Annotated in this window: 12 protein-coding genes; 8 read left to right on the forward strand and 4 right to left on the reverse strand. The window is 60.0% G+C overall.

All coding sequences use genetic code 11. The features are described from left to right. From NZK35_RS27350 to NZK35_RS27360, 3 genes are all read left to right on the forward strand, one after another. Positions 1–226 (forward strand): hypothetical protein (locus tag NZK35_RS27350; RefSeq protein ID WP_259635702.1); only part of this gene is annotated, 226 nt, incomplete at its 5' end. Between the two features lie 30 nt (positions 227–256). Continuing rightward, a complete protein-coding gene (locus NZK35_RS27355) occupies positions 257–3,718 on the forward strand; it encodes a pyruvate carboxylase (RefSeq protein WP_259635703.1) in 3,462 nt (1,153 codons plus the stop codon). Positions 3,719–3,889: 171 nt separating this feature from the next. Then, a complete protein-coding gene (locus NZK35_RS27360; RefSeq protein ID WP_259635704.1) occupies positions 3,890–4,411 on the forward strand; it encodes a hypothetical protein in 522 nt (173 codons plus the stop codon). Between the two features lie 128 nt (positions 4,412–4,539). Here NZK35_RS27360 and NZK35_RS27365 read toward each other — a convergent pair whose 3' ends face one another. The 3 genes from NZK35_RS27365 to NZK35_RS27375 form a co-directional block, all read right to left on the reverse strand. Next, positions 4,540–9,975 carry a VCBS repeat-containing protein gene (locus NZK35_RS27365; protein ID WP_259635705.1) on the reverse strand — a complete coding sequence of 1,812 codons (5,436 nt, stop codon included), beginning with the start codon at positions 9,973–9,975 and terminating at the stop codon, positions 4,540–4,542. 281 nt (positions 9,976–10,256) lie between these two features. Next, positions 10,257–11,318: a TIGR03032 family protein gene (locus tag NZK35_RS27370; protein ID WP_259635706.1), complete on the reverse strand. Its 1,062-nt coding sequence runs from the start codon at positions 11,316–11,318 to the stop codon at positions 10,257–10,259. Between the two features lie 26 nt (positions 11,319–11,344). Further along, positions 11,345–12,505: an alkaline phosphatase family protein gene (locus tag NZK35_RS27375; protein WP_259635707.1), complete on the reverse strand. Its 1,161-nt coding sequence runs from the start codon at positions 12,503–12,505 to the stop codon at positions 11,345–11,347. 344 nt (positions 12,506–12,849) lie between these two features. Here NZK35_RS27375 and NZK35_RS27380 point away from each other — a divergent pair, with 344 nt between their 5' ends. Continuing rightward, positions 12,850–13,740 (forward strand): WecB/TagA/CpsF family glycosyltransferase, encoded by an 891-nt coding sequence (locus NZK35_RS27380; protein ID WP_259635708.1) that lies wholly within the window; start codon positions 12,850–12,852, stop codon positions 13,738–13,740. A 253-nt stretch (positions 13,741–13,993) separates the two neighbouring features. Here NZK35_RS27380 and NZK35_RS27385 read toward each other — a convergent pair whose 3' ends face one another. Beyond that, on the reverse strand, positions 13,994–15,478 hold the full coding sequence (locus NZK35_RS27385) for a neutral/alkaline non-lysosomal ceramidase N-terminal domain-containing protein (RefSeq protein WP_259635709.1): 1,485 nt from the start codon (positions 15,476–15,478) through the stop codon (positions 13,994–13,996). Positions 15,479–15,749: 271 nt separating this feature from the next. Here NZK35_RS27385 and NZK35_RS27390 point away from each other — a divergent pair, with 271 nt between their 5' ends. The 4 genes from NZK35_RS27390 to NZK35_RS27405 are packed head-to-tail and all read left to right on the forward strand — an operon-like array spanning position 15,750 to position 20,688. Continuing rightward, positions 15,750–16,769, forward strand: coding sequence for a hypothetical protein (locus NZK35_RS27390; RefSeq protein ID WP_259635710.1), 1,020 nt, complete (start codon positions 15,750–15,752; stop codon positions 16,767–16,769). Between the two features lie 8 nt (positions 16,770–16,777). Then, complete coding sequence (locus NZK35_RS27395) at positions 16,778–17,821, forward strand: AAA family ATPase (RefSeq protein ID WP_259635711.1); 1,044 nt, start codon at positions 16,778–16,780, stop codon at positions 17,819–17,821. Continuing rightward, the gene (locus NZK35_RS27400; RefSeq protein ID WP_259635712.1) at positions 17,818–18,711 is read left to right on the forward strand and encodes a DUF58 domain-containing protein; all 894 of its coding nucleotides are present in this window, start codon (positions 17,818–17,820) and stop codon (positions 18,709–18,711) included. Before NZK35_RS27395 ends, NZK35_RS27400 begins: the two co-directional genes overlap by 4 nt. Positions 18,712–18,738: 27 nt before the next feature. Further along, positions 18,739–20,688, forward strand: a complete 1,950-nt coding sequence (locus tag NZK35_RS27405; protein WP_259635713.1) for a BatA domain-containing protein — start codon at positions 18,739–18,741, stop codon at positions 20,686–20,688. Positions 20,689–20,795: the final 107 nt, after the last annotated feature.

Raw genomic sequence — 20,795 nt, forward strand, 5'->3', positions numbered from 1 at the left:
TTCGTTATACGAGCGGCCGGCATTGCGACGCTGCCCGAGGCCTGACGGCCAGCGGCTCACCATTGACTCAGCAGATCCCGACTCAATCGACAACCCGCTCGCGGCCTATCGATTGAAGCCCGCACGCCTCGTGCGTCCTGTGCTGTCGAACACCGGCAAATCCGCTAAATTGCTAATTCGGGGGCGATTTTCGCATGCCCCGATGCGTGTCCTGTTCCATCATTAAAACCTGTTTTTCCAGTTGGATTACTTTTCGATGACGATTCGGCCCTTTCGAAAATTACTGGTTGCCAACCGCAGCGAGATCGCGACGCGCGTCTTCCGAAGTGCCACGGAGCTTGGGATTCGGACCGTCGCAATCTACTCCTACGAAGACCGATACGCCCTACATCGGTTCAAAGCGGACGAGGCCTACCAGATCGGTGAATCGGGGGAGCCGATTCGTTCGTATTTGAATATCGATGCGATCGTCGCGTTGTGCAAAAAACATGACATCGATGCGGTGCACCCGGGCTACGGATTTCTGTCCGAGCGGCCGGGATTCGCCGAAGCGCTGGCCAAGGCGGGGATCGTGTTTGTCGGTCCCAGCGTCCGCTCGCTCAAGCAGCTTGGTGACAAGATGTCGGCCCGCGAGCTGGCCGAGAAAGCGGGTGTCCCGGTCTTGGGTGGCAAGAATGAACCGCTGCGTGATCCGGAGGCGGCGCTCGCGTTGGCGGAAACATTGGGCTATCCGGTGATGCTGAAAGCGGCCCACGGCGGTGGCGGTCGGGGGATGCGGGTCGTCGGATCGGCCGACGAGTTGCCGGCCGCGTTGGAAGCGGCGATGCGTGAATCGAAAACCGCCTTCGGCAGCGATGAAGTCTTCTTGGAACGTTTCGTCAAACGCGCCCGACACATCGAAGTCCAGATCATCGGTGACGGCACGAATTTGGTGCATCTGTACGAACGCGATTGCAGCGTCCAGCGCCGGCATCAAAAAGTTGTCGAATTGGCGCCGGCTCCCAATCTGCCGGCCGAAGTCCGAGACGGTTTGTGCGAAGCGGCGTTGAAGATCGGGAAGGCGGTCGGATCGGATGGTTCTTGCTATGAGAACGCCGGCACGGTTGAGTTTTTGTTGGATGTGGATTCCAACCAATTCTTTTTCATCGAAGTCAACCCGCGGATTCAAGTCGAGCATACTGTGACCGAAGAAGTCACCGGGATCGACATCGTTCGCAGCCAGATTCTGATCGCGCAGGGGCACAAGCTGACCGATGAGGTGGTCGGGATTGGTGCCCAGGAAAACATCCACACCACCGGCTTTGCGATGCAGTGCCGGGTGACCACCGAAGACCCGGCCAATCAGTTTCTGCCCGATTACGGCCGCATCACCCACTATCGGTCGGCGGCCGGACTGGGGATCCGTTTGGACGCCGGTACGGCATTCAGCGGCGCCGTGGTCAATCCGTTTTACGATTCGATGTTGGTCAAGGTCACCGCGCGGGCTCCATCACTGGCCGCCGCCAGTTCGCGGATGGATCGTTGTCTTCAAGAATTCCGGATTCGAGGCGTTAAAACCAACATCCCGTTCCTGATGAAGTTGATCAATCATCCGATCTTTCTCGCCGGTGAAGCGACGACGCGGTTGATCGACACGACGCCCGAATTGTTCGAGCTGCCCAGACGTCGCGACCGGGCGACCAAGCTGTTGAATTATCTGGCCGACACGATCGTCAACGGCAACGAGTTGGTCGCAGGGCGTCCGGTCGCGACGCGGCGTACGCCCGCACCGGTGCCCGAAGTCCCGCCGCTGGCTGATCCTCCCAAGGGCACCAAAGACATTTTCCGCGAGTCTGGTGTCGAAGGCCTGGTCAAATGGATCGGAGAGCAAAAGGGTCTGCTGCTGACCGACACGACCATGCGAGACGCCCACCAGTCACTGCTGGCGACTCGTGTCCGCACCTATGACATGGTACACATCGCACCGGCGTACGCGCACCACGCGTCCCAGCTTTTCTCGTTGGAGATGTGGGGTGGAGCGACCTTCGACACCAGCATGCGATTCTTGAAGGAATCGCCATGGCAACGACTGGCGGACTTGCGCGAAGCGATTCCCAATATCCTGACCCAAATGTTGCTGCGGGCCAGCAACGCCGTCGGCTACACCAACTATCCCGACAACGTCGTGCGGTTGTTCGTGCGTGAAGCCGTCCAGGCCGGGATGGATGTCTTTCGAGTCTTCGACGCGCTGAACTGGGAACAGAACATGCGCGTGGCGATGGAGGCCGTGATCGAGGAAGGAGGGATTTGCGAAGCGTCGATTTGCTACACCGGTGATCTGCAAAATCCACGACGCACCAAGTACGACTTGGCGTACTACATCAATCTCGCCAAGCAGCTCGAAAAGATGGGCGCCCACTTGTTGGCCATCAAGGACATGGCGGGGCTGTTGAAACCCAAAGCGGCTGTCAAACTGATCCGGGCGCTGCGCGAGGAGATCGGAATCCCCATCCACTTGCACACGCACGATACCGCCGGCATCCAAGCGTCGACGATTCTGGCCGCTGCCGATGAAGGGCTTCAAATTGCCGATGCCGCCCTCGCACCCTTGTCCGGCGGCACCAGCCAAGTGAACTTGAATTCGCTCGTCGAAGCCTTGCGCGACACCCCGCGTGAAAGTCCCTTGCGGACCGAAGCGCTGACGAATTTGGCGACCTACTGGCAAGCGGCACGCGAATTCTACATTCCCTTTGAAAGTTCTGTTTTGCCGGCGACCGGCGATTTGTACGAACACGAAATGCCCGGCGGACAATACACCAACCTGTACCAGCAAGCTCGTGCATTGGGGCTGAGCGATCAATGGGCCGAAGTCTGCAAGGCGTACGCCCAAGTCAACGCGTTGTTCGGGGACATCGTCAAAGTGACGCCGACTAGCAAGGCCGTCGGCGACATGGCGCTGTTCTTGGTCGCCAACGAAATGTCGGCCGAGGAAGTCCTGACCAGCGACAAATCACTGGCGTATCCGGCCAGCGTGCTCGATCTGATCGGTGGACGGATGGGGCAACCGCCGGGCGGATTCCCCGCAGCGGTGATGAAAAAGATTCTGGGAGACGAACCGGCCGTGACCAACCGGCCCGGTGAATCCATGCCCGATGCCAACATCGAAGTCGCCAGGAAAGAAGCCGCCGGGCTGATCGGTGAACCGGCCTGCGATCAGTCCGCGGTCACTCACTTGTTGTACCCCAAGGTCTTTGCCGACTTTGCCACGCACCAGCAGACCTACGGTGATGTCGCCAAATTGCCGACGCCGAATTTCTTGTACGGTCAGCAACCCGGTGAAGAAATCGCCGTCGATATCGAAAAGGGAAAACGGTTGATCATCCGATTCCTGACCGTCGGCCAGCCGCACCCCGACGGAACACGCACCGTCTTTTTCGAACTCAACGGCCAACCGCGTGAAATCACGGTTTACGACAAGTCCCTGGAACCGGAAACCAAAGCGGCGGTCAAAGCCGATCCCCGAGACGAAAACCAAGTCGCCTCCAGCATGCCGGGCATGGTGATCACGGTCGCCGTCGAAGAGGGCAGCCGGGTCAAGGAAGGCCAGAAGCTGATGGTGCTGGAGGCGATGAAGATGGAGACCACCGTCAATGCGCCAAAATCGGGTGTCATCAAAACCATCCACGCACCGCCCGGAACCCAAGTCGAAGCGGGCGACTTGTTGGCCATCATCGAGTAACGCATGCCAATCACATCGATGCCAATCGAAGTGTTGTTTGTGAGCGGCAGGGCGAGAGCGCTCCGGTCGGCCAACGTTTTCAAGCTGCAACCGGACGGCTCGCGCCGTTCCGCTAACACCGTCCGTTGTTTGTTAGCGGCAGGGCGCAAGCCCTCCGGTGTTTTGGTAACCATGAGGAACCGGAGGGCTTGCGCCCTGCCGCTAAAACCTCGTCAAACACGGGAGAAAAATGCTTCACAGCGTTATCTGCCGGATCTGCTGTTTCGATGCCTGCTGCTGGCGGTGTTTTGCACACTCGGGATGGTCGGAGCCGCTGCCGAGGACCTTGCCCCTATCGAGTCGGTCGATGCGGCGACGCGTTCGATGTGGCTGATCGATGGAGTCGTCGTCGACTCGGTCAGTTCCAAGCCGATCCCCAACTTCACCGTCACGCCGGGATCCCTGTCGACGGACGACACGGGCCGGTCGACGGTTCGATGGCGTGATAATTTGAAACGGGAAATGACAGCCGGACGCCTGCGTTGGCCGCGGACCAGCGGATTCTCCGTGATGCGTTTTCAAGTGACCGCGGACGGCTACCGCCCCGCCGTGACGCAACGCATTTGGCGCGGCGGCCCGCACACTCAAATCAAAGTCCGACTGGTTCCGGTCGACGGGACCCACACGAAGACTTCCCAAGCACTGGCGCCCTAGGCATCCCCCGTCGTTTTGCCTCCCATGATTCTGCCCCCAATCGTTCTGCCTTTTTTCCGCGTCTTCCAAAAACGTTGGCAGAATGATCCGGGGCAGAATGATGCCATGCCGAACCAATGGAGTGGCGGTTAAAACGGCAGCGTTTTCAGGAACCGCTGACCGAAGCGGCCGTAGTCTTGACCGTCCACGTCACCGTCACCGTCGCTGTCCATGGCGGGATTGAATCCGGGGTCGCCGCTGGATTTCAGGAACGTCAATCCGAAGCGTCCGTAATCCTGGCCGTCCACGTCTCGGTCACCGTCGCTGTCTCCGTAGAGCGCGAAGAAATCATCAGTGGCCAACGTGCCGTAGGAGTAATCACCGCCTTGCAGACCGTCGTTGTCCCCATCAAGCGTCACCGATGTCCCCGCGCGACGCACTTTCGATGGATCAATGGTCAATTGGTAATTGCCATCGACTAACGCCGCATCCAGTCCACGGGTCAGCGCGCCACTGAACGTCAATGTTGCCACCGAATTGCCTTGCGGATCGGTGTTGACGACAAACGACGTCCCAACCACACCGCCCTCGGGATCGCGTTTGCGGACTTCGAACGCACCGGGATCGATGTCGACCAAGCCGTCAAAGGCGACATCAATCTTTTTGATGCGAGAGTGTTGGGGGCTGGCGGATCCGTCGCCGATCGCGAGCGGGCCGACCTGTCCCAGGTCGACCAGTGTTAAACGCACTTCCGTCGGACCGACCGACAGGTCCCAGTCGCTACCGAGGGGCGGGGCGGGGAAATCAACGCTTGCGAAGGTTCCGGTGATGGCTGATCCGCTTATCAGCACGAACGAATCGCCGACGCCGGGAGTGACTCCTTCAGGGGCCTGGAACTTCAGGGCGCCGCCGACGGCGATCGGTCCGGCGGAATTGATCTGTCCCCCGGCCGATTCGGTCATCGTGCCGAGCACGATCGGGTCGGTGGCGGCCAAGGTCAATGTTTCTTCACCCAGGTCCAAGTCGCCTTGGATCTGGATCGATTGCATCGCCAACACACTGACCGGGCCGACCGCGGACAGTTGGACGGTTGTGACCAACCCGTCGTGGGTCACTTCGACGGTTGCCCCGGCCAAGGTGTCAGCGGACGATCGGATCGATGCCGTTGACGTCCCCGTGCCTTGAACGACCACCGAATCGGCATCGTCGGCGCCTTCGATCACGATGCCGTCGGGAAAGGCAAAGTAGCCACCGCTGGTAAAGTCGACGTAGAAGGCTTCGGGGGCGGAAGTGCCGGCGATCCGCAGCGATTGTGTCGTCAACACGGGTGTGGCGAACAGGACCGCGCCGCCACCGCCGTTGTCGATCAACTCGACGTCCGATCCGTTTTGACGGAGGGTGACGTCCGTGGAGGTCGCGGGCAGACTGTAGGTGACGTCCTCGCGGATCGTGATCACGTAATCTTCTACTTCTCCATCGTCGGCCAGACCGTTCGGCTCCAGGTCGCCCGCCGTGCTCAGTCGCACCCGCGCGTACGTTTGCCCGAGAGTCATCGTGGTCGGCACGACGTAGTTGAGCGTTTGAAGTCCCGCGACCACGGTCACGCTGTCAAGGATTTGTTCGCCGGCATCCCACGTGCCGTCGGCATTAAAATCGATCCAGGCATCGACCTTGGCGGTTTCGCCGCCTTGCAGGTCGATGTTCACGCCCGCGGTGGTTTGCCCGAGCTTGAGGGTCCCGAACATCACGCCGTCTTCGTCGCTACCGTCACCGTCGGCGTTTGGCGAGGCAATCGCATCGGTTTCGCTGTCTCGTGTGGCGCCTAATTGGGGGCCGACCGCCAGGTGCGTTGCGCCGTCGTTGACGAGCAGTGTCGAGTAGGAATCGGGGGCGTCACCGAGATCCGCGAGCACCGTTTCCAGCCAGACGAAACGATAATCAAAACTCGAGACGCCCAGCACGTCGAGGTCACCGTCCCGATCCAGATCCCCCAATTCAACGCGTCTCGGTCCGTCGACGAAGTAGTCGATCGGACGCTGCCGGAACGTTTCGTTGCCGTCGTTCAAGAAGGCGTACAACACGTATTCGTCTCGCGAGGCGACCAGCAAGTCGACATCGCCATCCAGGTCGATGTCTCCCGGCGTGACGTCAAACGCGTAGGAGTCTTCCATCGGGACCAGACGCTCGGTGAAAACGCCTGCCCCGTCGTTTTCATACCAGACAATGTCGTCGGTGAAGGCACCGACGGCGAGGTCCAGATCACCGTCACCGTCAATGTCGGCCGTTCGGACGGACGACGCACCGTACGCGGTGGTCGTGACGACTTTCTCGACGAAGTTCTGGCTGCCGTCGTTTTGGTACCAGGCGATCTTGTTATCGTTGTACGAGGCGCTGATCACATCCAGGTCGCCGTCGCCGTCGATGTCGCCGGTCGCAACACTGTAGGCCAGCTTGGCGTTCGTCGTGATCGTTTTGGCGGTAAAGTTTCCGCTTCCGTCGTTGTCATACCAAGCCAGTTTGTCGTCATCACCGCTGGCCGAGAGCAGATCCGGATCGCCGTCGCCGTCGACATCCGCGACGTGAACATCGTTGACGCCGACCGCGGTGTTCGAAACAAGCTGTTCGATGAACGCGCCGCCGTCGTTGCGGTACCAGGCAACTTTGTCATCAAAGTACGAACCGCTGATGATGTCTAGATCACCGTCGCCGTCGATGTCCGCGATTTCAACGCTGGTGGCTCCGTCTGCGGACGTGGTGATGATGCGCGGCAAAAACCCCTGCGAGCCGTCGTTCTCATACCAGGTGATTTTGTCATCATTGAAGGTCGCCCCCAGCACGTCGACATCGCCATCCCCGTCGATATCGGCCAGCGCGACGTCATACGGCAAGTAGGGCGAGGAAACGATTTCGTTTTCGACGAAGGATTCGTTGCCGTCGTTTTCATACCAGGCGATCTGGTCGTTTCCACTGGACGCGCCGAGTACATCCAAATCGCCATCGCCGTCGACATCCGCGACGGTGACGTCGATTGCACCGTCGGCGTTGGCGTCGACCACGGCCTCGGTGAAGTTTTCGTCGCCATCGTTTTCGTACCAGACGATCAAATCGTTTCCATACGACGTGGCGAGAACATCCAAATCTCCGTCTCGGTCAAGATCGGCGGCTGAGACGGCGGTGGGGTAATCGAGCGTCGTCGTGATCGCGTGCTCGGTGAAATTCTGGTTGCCGTCATTTTCGTACCAGGCGATTTTGTCGTCGGACTGGGACGCACTGAGCACATCGATGTCGCCGTCGGAATCCACGTCCGCGACTGCAACACCCAACGCGCCGTTGGCGTTGGTGCTGATCACGTGCTTGGTGAACGCCGCGGAACCGTTGTTCTCATACCAATTGATCGAATCATCGAGGGTGTGGGCGGTAAACACATCCAGGTCTCCATCGCCATCGACGTCGCTGACCGCAATGCTCTTTGCCGCGCCCGCCGAAGGGTCGATCACATGAACGGTGTAGGGTTCGGCACCTGTGTTTTCGTACCACAAGATCTCGTAGCTAAATCCGGCGCTCAAGAAATCGCGATCGCCGTCTCCGTCGACATCACCGATCGCGATGCTGCGTACGCCTCGGTCGTCGGGCGACACAACGTGGGGCGAAAAATTTTCATTGCCGTCGTTTTCGTACCACACAATGTTTTGGCTGAAATAGGAAACCGCGATGACGTCCAAGTCTCCGTCGTTATCAAAGTCCTCGACCTCGATTTCCTGCGGATCGTCACCCTGGTCACTGATCAGGCGTCGAACAAAGTTGTCATTCCCGACGTTTTCGAACCACTCGAACCGATCGGAACCGGCCGACGCGCTGAGTACATCCTGGTCTCCATCGCCATCTAGGTCCACCGACGTGATCGCCGAAACCCCCAGAGCGCCCGGCGAGCTGATGTCGCTGCCGGCGAACATCGGTGACATGGGTGCCGGCGGTTGGATCGTCACCTGATAGTCTTCCACTTCGCCATCGGGAGCTTCGCCGGTCGGGGCCAGCCCGCCGACGCTGCTGATGCGAAAACGTGCATAGGTGGTGCCGACGAGTGCGTCGCGTGGGATCGCGAAGGTCAGCACGTAGTCGAAGATGCGGACATCGGCGGAGTCAAAGATTTGTTCGTCGGGGTCGTCCCAGTCGCCGTCCTGGTTGAAGTCGATCCAGGCATCCAGATAGACCCAGCTGGGTTGGTTGGAGTTGCTTTCCACGTTGACGGTGACTTCGGCGTCGAGGGCCCGGACGTGCAGCGGACCAAACGTCACGCCGTCATCGTCGGCCCCGTCGCCATCGGCCGTGACGGACGGTAATCCGTCGACTTCGCCGTCACGCGCTGCCCCCAGCCAATGCCCGACCGCGACGTGCGACGCCCCACCGGAAGCCGCCAGTGTGGGGTAGGGTGCGGGGGCGTCGCCGTAGTCGGGCGAGCCGTTTTCATACCACAGCACGTTGTCGCCGTACTGTGCCCCGATGGCGAAATCCAGCTTGCCATCACCGTTGAAATCGTCGATCGCCAGGCTGTCCGCACCGTTGGCCGAATCGTCGCTGATCACGTGCTCGGTGAACCCGCCGGCGCCGTCGCCCAGGAACACGCGAATCTGGTCGTTTTGGGACGAGGCCAGGATATCCATGTCACCGTCGGCATCGAGATCCGCGGTCGCGACGTCGTAGGCTCGGGCGGCGGACGTCGTCAATATGCGTTCGCTGAAATTCTCGCTGCCGTCGTTTTCATACCAGGCGATCGTATCGTCGTTAAAGGACGCGCTCACCACATCCACGTCACCATCACCGTCGGCGTCGAACGCGGTGACGGCCAACGCCTTATCCGCTGTCAAGCTGATGGCGTGCTCGGTGAAGGTTTCATTGCCGTCGTTTTCATACCAGGCGATCGTGTCGTCATTGCCCGACGCGCTCAGCACATCGACGTCGCCATCGCCGTCCACATCGGCTGTCGTCACATCGTAAGCACCATCGGCGCTGGAGCTGATCACATGGCGACTGAAGGTTTCGTTTCCGTCATTTTCGAACCAGGCGATCGTGTCGGAGAAAAAGGCGGCACTGAGCACATCCAGATCACCGTCACCATCGACATCGGCCACCGCGACACTGCTGGCGTTGGTTTCGAGCGAACTGATCACATGTTCGGTGAATTGCTCGTTGCCGTCGTTTTCAAACCAGCGAATCTTGTGGTCGTACTTCGACGCGCTCAAGACGTCGGTATCGCCGTCGCCATCGAGATCCGCGATCGCCACACTTTGGGCTCCGTTGGCGAGCGTTGAAATCGTTTTTTCGGTAAAGACACCGCCGCCCTGGTTATCGAACCAGCGAATCGAATCGTCTCGATAAGACGCGACCACAATGTCTTTATCGCCGTCGCCATCGACATCTCCGCTGGCTACGCCCCGCGGCCCGTCCACCGTGTCCCCGATGACCGCATGCTCGACGAAGGTCGCACCGGGCGGCGGCGGCGAGGGAAGGGAATTGAGATCGGAGGCCAGCAGAATGCGTTGTTCCAAGCGTTCGCCGCGAATTCGACCGATTGCCCTTCGGTCCACTTTTCTTGTCCGCCGTCGCTTTCGCGACCTAAGAATCGTTTGTTTCATCGAGCTGCAGAGGAGGGGACGAAGGGGGGGAATCATCGCACTGTGGGAGCCGCGTATTCTACTCGCTCGCCGCGCGTCACGCTCGATCACCCCTCATGACCTTCCCTCCAACATCCTGTCTCCACGATTCGCCCCCGCTATTGGGTGCCCACCATCCGCTCTCTGATCATTCTACACTCTATCGTCTTGTCCCCATCGTTTTGCCCCATTCCTGCCGTTCCCACATCCGCTCCCTACCCGCCGGCCGACCAACTCTGTACCGCATCGCCCTCGTCGAACCAAACATTCCGTTCAATCTCATCTGTTTTGAATCCCAACGCTTTCGGCCGCCGCGTGTCGGGCAAGACGACCACGTCATACAGTTCGCCGATCACGTCTCCCTCCATACGGATCCAATGCACCACGTTGCCGCTGCGTAAGTCAATCACCTGAACGCCGCAGCGCGTCGCGGCGTCGCGTGAGGCGAGTTCTCGATCGAGATTTAGCCCTCGGAACGATTGCTCATCGTCTCTCGGCTTGGACAGGCCGACGACGGCATAGTCGCCGACCAGAGCAAGTCCGCGGGCGTAGCCGGGGCAGAACGCGACACGTTCGAACGTTCCCGTTTTGACATCGACGAAGCCCAGGAAGCCATTGCCCGAATCGAGCAACCACAATCGGTTTTGGACCAGACGAGGCGAGTGCGGCATCGACAAGCCTTCGGCGATGATCTGGTCGGATCGAACATCGATCACGACTCCGCCGTCGTGGCGTCGGTCGCGCCAGCCATCGATCACATCCGACCGGCTGCAGGCGGTGACGTAGCGAGGCCGACCGTCTTGCATTGCCATCCCGTTGAGGTGACAGCGATCTTCCGCGGCGAGCTTTGAAATGAAGTTCGGCCGCCAGAGTGGGGTGAAGCTGCGTCGTTGGCTGATCGTCGCGATGCAGTTGAACAGCGTGCTGACAAAAATCGGATTGCCGTCTCCATCGACTGCGACATCGTGAATGTCGATATCTCCGGTCGTGTATCCGACCTGAGGAACGAACAGCCGGTCGAACTCGCCGCCGGGCGGTTGCGCCGTCAGCATGTTTTCCAAACGCCACAATTGATACCGGGTGCTCATCCAGATCGTCTGAGCGTCCGCCCAAAGCCCCATGCATCGGTTGAAGGTACGTTCAAAGATGGCCAGCCCGCCGTCGGGTTTGGTTCCGACCAACAACAGTTTCCCCGCTTGATAGGTCGAGATCGCCAGGCTGATGTGGTGTTGGGTCAACCACGTGGTCAAGTTGCGGGATCCGAGGATGTTTAACATGGTCACCTCTGGTGAAGGCCCTCCGCTCAGTTCGATTCAGTTCCGTCAGGATCGGCAGCGTTGGCAAATTGATTCAGCACTTCGCGCCGCAGGCGTGCAATGTCATTGACATCGTTGACGTCGTCGGGTTTGACGAACAAGCGTTCTTTGCCGCCGGCGACGGTGTCGGCATCGTGAACGTAAAACCAATTCGGTGTCGTCACCGCTTTGACGGCTCGGTCCGAATCGGTTTGGATCGACAACGCGAGGGCATCGTCGCTTCGGCACCAGTCGGCCGGAGTGACCAAGGGTTGACCGTGGAAGAGCTGTTCCAACAACTCGGGCAACGCCGCGGCGGATTGCAACGACGGAACGCGCAGCGGGCCGCCGCAGGAAACCAGCATCGGCAACCGAACGTCTTGGCTTCGCAGCGGACCGACATGGTGTCCCAGCCAGCCGTTTTCCCCGAGCGAAAATCCGCTGGTCCCGGCCAAGACGATTCGGGGGCGTCGTCGGCGCACGGATTCACCGAGCAAGTCGATCATTTCGTCCAGCAACCGAACCTGGGCCGCGTAACGCTGCATCCAGGTGAACAACAAATCGGGATCGTCGTTTTTGGAAAGTTTCAGCGCGGGCGGATCGGTGGTGGGGGGCAGGAAGAACGGTTCGGGCGCAGCGTTGGCGTGATCTTGCGTTTCCTCCTCGACCGGTTCTTGAGTTTCCTCGTCGTCATCGTCGTGCGTGACGGGCGCGTCCCAGTGATCGCGAAGCATGCCGCTGTGGATCCAAATCAATCGCGTCTCGGACGTGATGGCGTGGATGCTTGCCGCAAAGGCTTGCGCCAGAACGGTGGCTTCGACCGTTTCGGCGGGGAGGCGTTTCAGCGTCGGTTGTAAGGCGATTACTTGGCTGAAGCCGAATTGATCTTCCGGAATCGTCAGCTTCGGATCGTCGGTCAAAAAGACCGTCGCGCCGTGGTCTGCTTGGCGAGCGATCCACCCGCGTGAATCGTCCAGCCATCGCGTGATCAGGCTTCCGGGCCGGTCGACGGGCGAGGTCCAGCGATCCCAGACCACGCCGGTCGCCGCCAACGTATCGATCGCCGGCGTCTGATTCCATGAGCATCCGTAGCAGCCCAGCGGCGAAGTCGCCAGCCCTTCGAGCGTGACGACGACCGTGATCGGGGATCGGAGGGAAAGTTTGGGCACGGGCTTCTGTTGGGCGATGGGAGAGACCGGGTCCAGCGTAACAACTCCATGGCGCGTCGCCAATCGGCGGGGCCGGCTACTGGCTTTGACCCCATCCGGGGGCACTTCGCACGACCGGAGGGCTCGCGCCCTGCCGCTAACAAACAACGCAAGCGGTTAGCGGAACGGCGCGAGCCGTCCGGTCGGCAGACTCGTCATCTCCCGCACAACTCCACCAAGCCGTCTTGCTCTGGCTGGGCAAGCTGCATCAAAGAGCAAGGTTCTTCACTCGGCGTCCTACGGTTGTCTTGAAGGAGTCCTCCTCCGCCGGCTCTGTTTCTTCTCCACGACCGCGACTTGCAACGATGCCTGCACACTTCTCGACCACTGATCCGATCGCTCCGCTGTCCCCGGTCATCCTGCCTCCCGTAACAAAAAACGCGGAAGACCCGGACCGCCAGCAGCCGCCTGCCCTGCCACCGCTGGATCGGTGCAACGTCTGGGAGGTGCCGTTTGACCGCGTCACGATGTCCGAGGCGATCGACCGGATCGATCTGCTCGTCGAGCGAGGCGAACCCAGCTATGCAATCACCGCCAACTTGAACTATGTGATGCTGCATCACCGGGAATCAGACATCCCCCCAATCACTGCAGCCGCGGATCTGATTTTGGCCGATGGACAACCGATCGTATGGCGGAGCCAACTCGGCCCCGACGCGCTGCCCGAACGCGTCGCCGGCAGCGAAATGATTCACAAACTCGCTTGCCGAGCCGGCCAGAAACGATGGGGCATCTACTTCCTGGGCGGAGAACCGGGGGTCGCCGAGAAATGTGCCAAGCGGCTCGCACGCGATTATCCCGGCATGCGGATCGCGGGAATCGAATCGCCTCCGTTTCGTGCCCTGTCGGCCGACGAACAAGCCGCGCAAGACAAACGAATTCGAGACTCCGGCGCGCAAATCTTGCTGGTCGCCTTCGGCCAACCCAAGGGCGAACGCTGGATCCACCAGCACTACAAACGCCTCGGTGTTCCCGTCAGCATTCAACTGGGCGCCTCGTTCGACTTCATCGCCGGGACCGCCCGGCGCGCTCCTCGAATCTGGCAGAAACTGGGTGCCGAATGGACCTATCGCATGTTCAGCGATCCGAAACGTCTGGTCCCACGCTACGGCAGAAACGCCTGGTTCCTACTGCAAGCTCTGGTCGACGATTGGAAGCAGACGGTGAAACGCTGGGGCATGTCGTTGGACGACTGAACGCGGTGCGATTTGCGGGAGGCGGAGAGGGCAGAAAAATAGGAGGTAGAAAAATGGGGAGGGGAGACAAGAAAATGGGTGACAAAAAAATGGCAGTGGAGTAGCTCGGGGACGGATGTCGGGGTGTCATGAAGCCAGCGTTCGCACCATCATTCCCCACCCATCATTCTGCCACCCATCATTCTGCCACCCATCATTCTGCCTTCGATCGTCTTGCCCCCATCGTTTTGCCACCCCCGCTCGACCATCGCCCCTACTTCATCGCTTCAAACAAATCCAGCAACGTTTCCACGATTCTGTCCGAGGCGTCTTGTTGGACGTAGTTCGTTCCCAGCCAGGTCTCATAGCCGCCGAAACGATGTTGCCTGGGTGTCGGCAGGTATCCGAACGATCCGTTGGCCAATTCGATCGTAAACATCTGCTTGGTCGGCGCCTTGGCCTTCAGTTCCAAGCCGGTTTCGGTGAAGGTTTCAAAGGGGATCGCGGCGATCCCAAGGTCCCCGATGCCGAAGGTTTGCAATTGGATATCCACGGTGTCGGGTGCTTCGTCGAGATCGGCGATCCGTTTGGCGTAGATGGCTTCGCGACGATGCCGGGGTGATTGTTCGGAACTTTTAGCCAGGGCATCAAAGTAGTCGCGCATCTGTTGTGTCGGCTTGCGAACCTTCAACGTCAACGGGGTCGATGCGGCGGAGAGTTTGACCCAATCATGGAATTCGATCCCGCCGTGCGCTTCATAGACTCGGTCGGCGATCTTGTTGGCGACTTCCTGCATCTTTTCGTAGCTGGCGTAGCGTTTCGGATTCTTGTCGCGAAAGTCGATGTTGTTGACGTCGCCGCTGGTCCCGTTGGAGAGCATGCCGACAAAGGCGGGTGACATCTCGGTCGCGCCCAATCGTTTTTCAATCGCGCGGGCAAAGTAGCCGAAATAATCTGCGGAGACTTCATTGCGGGGGACGCCGCCGACGTAGTGCAGGGAATAGTTTGCCAGCAGTGCGATCGGGCTGCCGTCGAGACGTTGCACAGAAACGAAACTGACTTCCGGATCCACGGGGCCGGCTTGGCGATCGAGTGCGGCGTGTCCTCGCGGCGGATTCATGCGGACTTGATCGATGCCACCGAACGGATTGGTTGCCAATTGGGGATCGGTCACAAACCAACGTCGATTGAAGACTTCGGAGGGTTCGTCGACGCTTCCCCAACCGATCTTCGCGGGTTGCAAATGATTTAGCGCACAGCGGACACCGTCGGCGATCCGGCTGGCCAGGAATTTCTGGTACTCGGTCAATTCGCTCTGTTGGATGACCTTGCTTTCCCCGCGTGCGGTCGTGGCCGAGTGCGTGTGTGTCGACGCCATCATCAAATTCGCGATCGGGATCTCGGTCGCTTCGGCAATTGTTGTTTTCGCCGCGTCAAACACTTCCTGAGGAATGCCGACGTTGTCGCAGATCACGATCGCCAGTTTCGTCGCGCCGTCATCGAGCACCAGGCAGCGGGCGTGCAATTCGTCGTGAATGTGTTGTGCCGGCATCGGTTCCCAGCCACCGACGATCATCTGGCCCAGCGGAGGTGTGATGTTGCTCGTTGCCGCTCCGGCCAGGAACGTCTTGCCGTCAGCTTGCGCGGAGACCGGAAGGGCGGTGATGCAAAGGGGGGCGATCGCGACGATCGCCAGACGAGTCAAGGCGGCGACGCAATCACGACGGGAGGCGGGGGAAGTCGGAAGGATCGATTGCATGATGGGGGGCCTGTGGGAAGATTCGGTCAGGAAGGGTGGTCATTGTAATGGTCCGGTCGGCGCGTTGCCCATCAACGACGACAGTTTTTAACCGAGCCGATGAACGAAGCACTGGGCAATGAGCACTGGGCAATGAACGACTGTTCGGTGATTTGTCGCTGAAGTCGCCAGATGGCGGGCCGCCCACCTCGACATTTTACGTTTCACCAAGGCAGCCGGTTTGACGGGACGTTATGATGGATGCCACTCGCAACGAATGAGGGGATGCCAAGTGAGAACGAGTGACAAAATTGCCAACACCGCTCCATTTCGATTCACTCTTGCGCTGTGCTGCACCGTTGCGATGGCGATGCAGGTCCCAGCCCAAGAACTCGCGTCAGCGGTTCCCACGGATGAATCGCAAACGGCCGCGCCGGCTGAGGTTGCCCCGGCCTTTCCCGATCGTCGTCACGCGTTGATCGTCGTCGGGCTTCCGGGCGACCCAACCCATCGCGAGCAATTCGAGGCGATCCTCCAGATCTGGCAGGATTGGTTGGTGAAATTCGCAGCTGTCGATTCCGCCGACATCATGGTGCTTGACGGCCGCGACGCGACCGAAGGCCGATTGCCCGCGACTCAGGAAAGCATTCGATCGGTGACGGATCAACTCGTCGAGCGAATTGGCGAGGACGAAGCGCTGTGGGTGTTCTGGCTCGGACACGGCAACCAGGAGCGGCGGCACGGTTGGTTTCATCTACCCGGACCCGACATGAATGCCGCACAATGGGCCGCGAGGTTTGCCGAGTTGAAAGCCGGCGAACAGGTGTTTTGGATGACCCATTCGGCATCGGGCAGTTTTGTAAAACCCTTTTCGCTGCCCGGGCGGATCGTGATCAGCGCAACCGACGAAGACGAAATCAACGAACCGCGTTTTCCTCGCCAACTCGCCGAGGTCATGAGGCAACAACTGGCCGAGAGAGCGACTGCCGGACCGACAGCGGAACCCGCGTCGCCGGCAAAGGATCCGCTTGTCAGCATCCTGGACCTGTTTCGACGCACCGCGGACCGAGTCGGTCGCTCGTTTGACGACGACCAACTGTTGCCGACCGAACACGCGCTGCTGGACGACAACGGTGACGGCGTGGGCACCGAAGTCGCCGATTTGGCCATGATTGATTCGCAATCGATTCACAGCACCGCCGCTCAGGCCGTCATCGATGGACTGCTAGCGGCTCGAACGATCATCATGACGCCTGAACCTCCACCGACACCCGACGATCCGGCCGCCCCCGCGGCGACACAACAACCATGAATCACCAGATGCCAGAGACGAATGACTCGATGGGCCAGCCGGCCGCGGGCGACCATCCCGAGATCGTGGCGCGATTGCAGCAGGCCCGCACGCAACTGAAACAGGAGATCGGTCGCGTCGTGATCGGCCAGGAAAAAGTGATCGACAGCCTCTTGATCGCCATGCTGTGCCGCGGTCATGCGTTGATGATCGGCGTGCCCGGACTGGGCAAGACGCTGATCGCCAGATCGCTGGCGAAAATGCTCGACATGCAGTACAGCCGGATCCAGTTCACGCCCGATCTGATGCCCTCGGACATCACCGGTTCGGACATCATCGAAGAAGACCCCGAAACGGGCCGCCGCCAGCTCGAATTCTTTCGCGGCCCGCTGTTCACGAACTTTCTGCTCGCCGACGAAATCAACCGGGCACCGCCGAAAACGCAAGCCGCCCTGTTGCAGGCGATGCAAGAACGTGAGATCTCGGTCGGCCGAGAAACCTACCATCTACCGCCGCCGTTCTTCGTCGTCGCGACCCAAAACCCGGTCGAGCAGGAAGGAACGTATCCGTTGCCGGAAGCACAGCTGGATCGATTCATGTTCAACATTCCGGTCGTCTATCCATCCAAGCAAGAGGAGGTTGAAATCGTCAAAGCGACCACCGGGGATGCCGACGTGCAACTGCAATCGATTCTGTCGCTCGATGAAGTCTTGCAATTGCAATCCTTGGTGCGTGGCGTGCCGGTTGCCAACCATGTCATTCAGTACGCCGTCGATCTGGTCGACGCCTCCCGCCCGACTTCGCAAGCCCCCGCGTCAAAAGGCACGGCGTCTGAGCTGCATCGATACATCCGCTATGGAGCCAGCCCACGGGCGTCGCAGTGCTTGGTCCTCGGTGGCAAGGCGCGGGCCATCTTGCTGGGGCGATATCACGTCGATTTTGAAGACATTCGCGCCGTCGCGGCTCCGGTGATGCGACATCGCCTGGCGCTGAACTTCCAAGCCCGCACGGAGAACATCACCGTCGATCACGTCATTACGCAACTCGTCAAAACGGTACCCACCCCGTCATGAACACCGCGTTCGTCACGCCGACACAACTGACGTCCTCGGAACTACTGGGGGCGACCGATGATTTGGAGTTGATCGCCCAGCGGGTGGTTGAAGGCTTCATGCATGGATTGCACCAAAGCCCCTTCGTCGGGTTTTCGGTGGAGTTCGCGTCGCATCGCGAATACATGCCCGGCGATGATCTCAAGCACATCAATTGGCGGCTTTTCGGACGACACGAAAAACTGTTTGTCAAGGAATACGACGCGGAGACCAACGTCGAAGTGCATTTGATCGTCGACGCCAGTCGATCGATGATCGCCGCGGGAAAGTGGTCGTGTGCCGCGATGCTGGCTGCGGCGTTGGGGCACCTGGCCATTCGCCAGCGCGACGCGATCGGATTGACCCTGTTTGCCGACAAGATCCAGACACACCTGCGGCCACGCTGCACGGCGGATCACCAGCTGGAGGTGTTGCACGCACTCGCTCGGCCGCAAGATCACCCGGCGTGTGAAACGGCTCGTGTCTTGCACGAGGTGGCCGAGCTGTCACCGCGGCGCGGATTGAAGGTGCTGATCAGCGATTTCTATTTTCAGCAGGACGAACTTGCCGACGCCTTCGCCCATTTTCGCCACTATGGACACGAAATGATCGTGTTCCACGTGCTGACGCCGTTGGAAACCGCGATGCCCGTTTCCGGGCCGGTCCGATTTCGCGATCTGGAAACCGGCGAAGAAATTGTGACGCAAGCCGAAGCGATTCGCGACGAGTTTGTCAGCGCCGTCGAACAGTGGCAGACCGAATTGAAGACGCTCTGTCAAATGTACGAAATCGACTACCTGGCGATCGATTCAGAAACGCCGCTGCCGATCGCGTTGCGTGACTATTTTCAACGCCGCAGCGAGCTGTTTTGACGGATTCCCCCTCGACCTTCCCGATCCATGAACTTGATGCACCTCGGATTCCTGGCGGCCGGCGCCGCGGCAATGACGTTGCCGTTGTGGATCCATTTGTTGCTGCGTCAGAAAGCCAAATCGATGGAGATCGGCTCGATACGGTTCGTCAAACAGGTCGTCCGCCGAACGAAGAACCGACAACGGATTCAGCGTTGGATCCTGCTGGCGTTGCGGGCGCTGGCGGTGCTGCTGCTGGGATTATTGTTTGCACGACCGTTTTTTCCTGATACGCCCGCCGATGGAAGGACGCGTGAAGTCGTGATCCTGATCGATCGTTCGGCCAGTATGAGTGCGCGGCAAGAAAACGGCGCCGCGGCGATCCGAACGGCGATCCAGCGGGCGAAAACGCACCTCGGAACCCTGGGGGCGGAAACTCGCGTTCATCTGGGGCTGTTCGATGCCGCCGGTGTTCAACCGCTCTCCTTAACCGAACTCGACGCCGCCACGACATCCTCCATGGCAACGCGTTACGACGAGGCGTTTGATTGGGCGGGCGATCTGCTGGCGGCGTCGACGCGCGCCGATCGCAGTCTGATGGTGCTCAGCGACTTGCAGCAACTGGGGACTTCGCCGGCCAACCTGTCCACGTTTCCGGCGGATGTTTCGGTGCGAATCGAAGACCCTGCCCCGGCCATCGCCCAGAATCTGGCCATCGTATCCGCCGTCGCAACCCAAGTCGAACTCCGTCCCGGTGTTCCCGTTGCGGTGGAGATCCAAATGGTCAACCACGGAGCGTTCCCGCTGATCGGCGCGCCGTTGCGGATGGAACTGAGCGGCCCGCGAAGCCCGATCGTCATCGAACGCAGCGTTTCGCTGGCCGCGGGGCAACGGAACACCTTGCGGTTGGAGTTGCCGATCGAAACAGCCGGCCTGTATCGTGGCTCGGTATCGGTGGATTTCGACGACCCATTGGCCTGGGACAACCAGCGCGCGGTCGCCTTGGAAGTCCGGCATCCCGACCGGTTGTTGCTGATCGATGGAGACGCCGGGAGCAAGGCTTGGGAAAACGAAACCTATTTCATTGAAACCGCACTTCGGTTGCGAACGCCGGTGGGGGACGGACCGGCGAGAACGTTTGAGGTGGAGCGGTTGGTGTGGGATCGTGGGTCCGGTTTCCCCGACCTGGCCGGTTTTCGATTGATTGTCATCGCCAACGTCAGTCGCTTTACCGAGCAAGACGCCGGACGTTTAAGTGCCTTTGTTCAAGGTGGCGGCAACGTGCTGTGGTTTCCCGGCGACCGTTCCACCGACGCGGTGCACGAGCGGTTGAAGGCTGCCGGCTTGTTGGGCGAGACCACGCTAGGCCGAGTGACCGACACGGTCGCAAGCGTGCAGGAATTTGCCGTGGATCATCCAGCACTTCGGCCCTTTGCCGATCCGCAGCATGGCGATCTGCGACGATTGACGGCCAGCCGCGTGTTGCCCATTCAATCCGCCGATCCCGACGCGGAAGTCCTGATCCGAAGCCGGCGTTGGCCGCTCGTGATCAGTCATCCGGCCGGTGACGGACGCTTCGTGTTCGTGGCGACGTCGGCGGACCGGAGCTGGAGTGAGTGGCCCCAGAATCGCTTGTTCGTCCCACTGATTCGCCAGTTGGCCGCATGGTTGACCGGCCAATTGGATCTCCGGCAATCGGTGCAAACGAAAAATATTGACCATCCCGGTCAGGTTCCGGGAATACAGGTCGATGGCAATGCGGTGATGGTCCGTAACGTCGATCCCGCCGAATCTCAGATCAATCGTTTCGCCGTCGAAGCCTTCCGTGAAACGCTCGGATTGCCGGAACATGCTGTCGTGACCGCCGAATCAGATCGGCGCCAACAGTACACGCCCGAAGGGGTTGCCCGGGCCGATGAAAAGTGGCCCTGGGTGGTTTGGATGCTGATCGGTGTCCTGAGTTCAGAATTAATCCTTGCAAGTCGCGTGCATGAGTGATGAAATGGGCAAGTGCTTTGTCGGCTATGATTTTCGGGTTGCGTTTGTCGAGCGGAAAAGGGGGCAGGTTCGAATGATACGGGCATCATCGTTGGTGTGCAGGCTTT

The organism is Stieleria sedimenti (genome assembly GCF_025060895.1).
GTDB lineage: Bacteria > Planctomycetota > Planctomycetia > Pirellulales > Pirellulaceae > Stieleria > Stieleria sedimenti.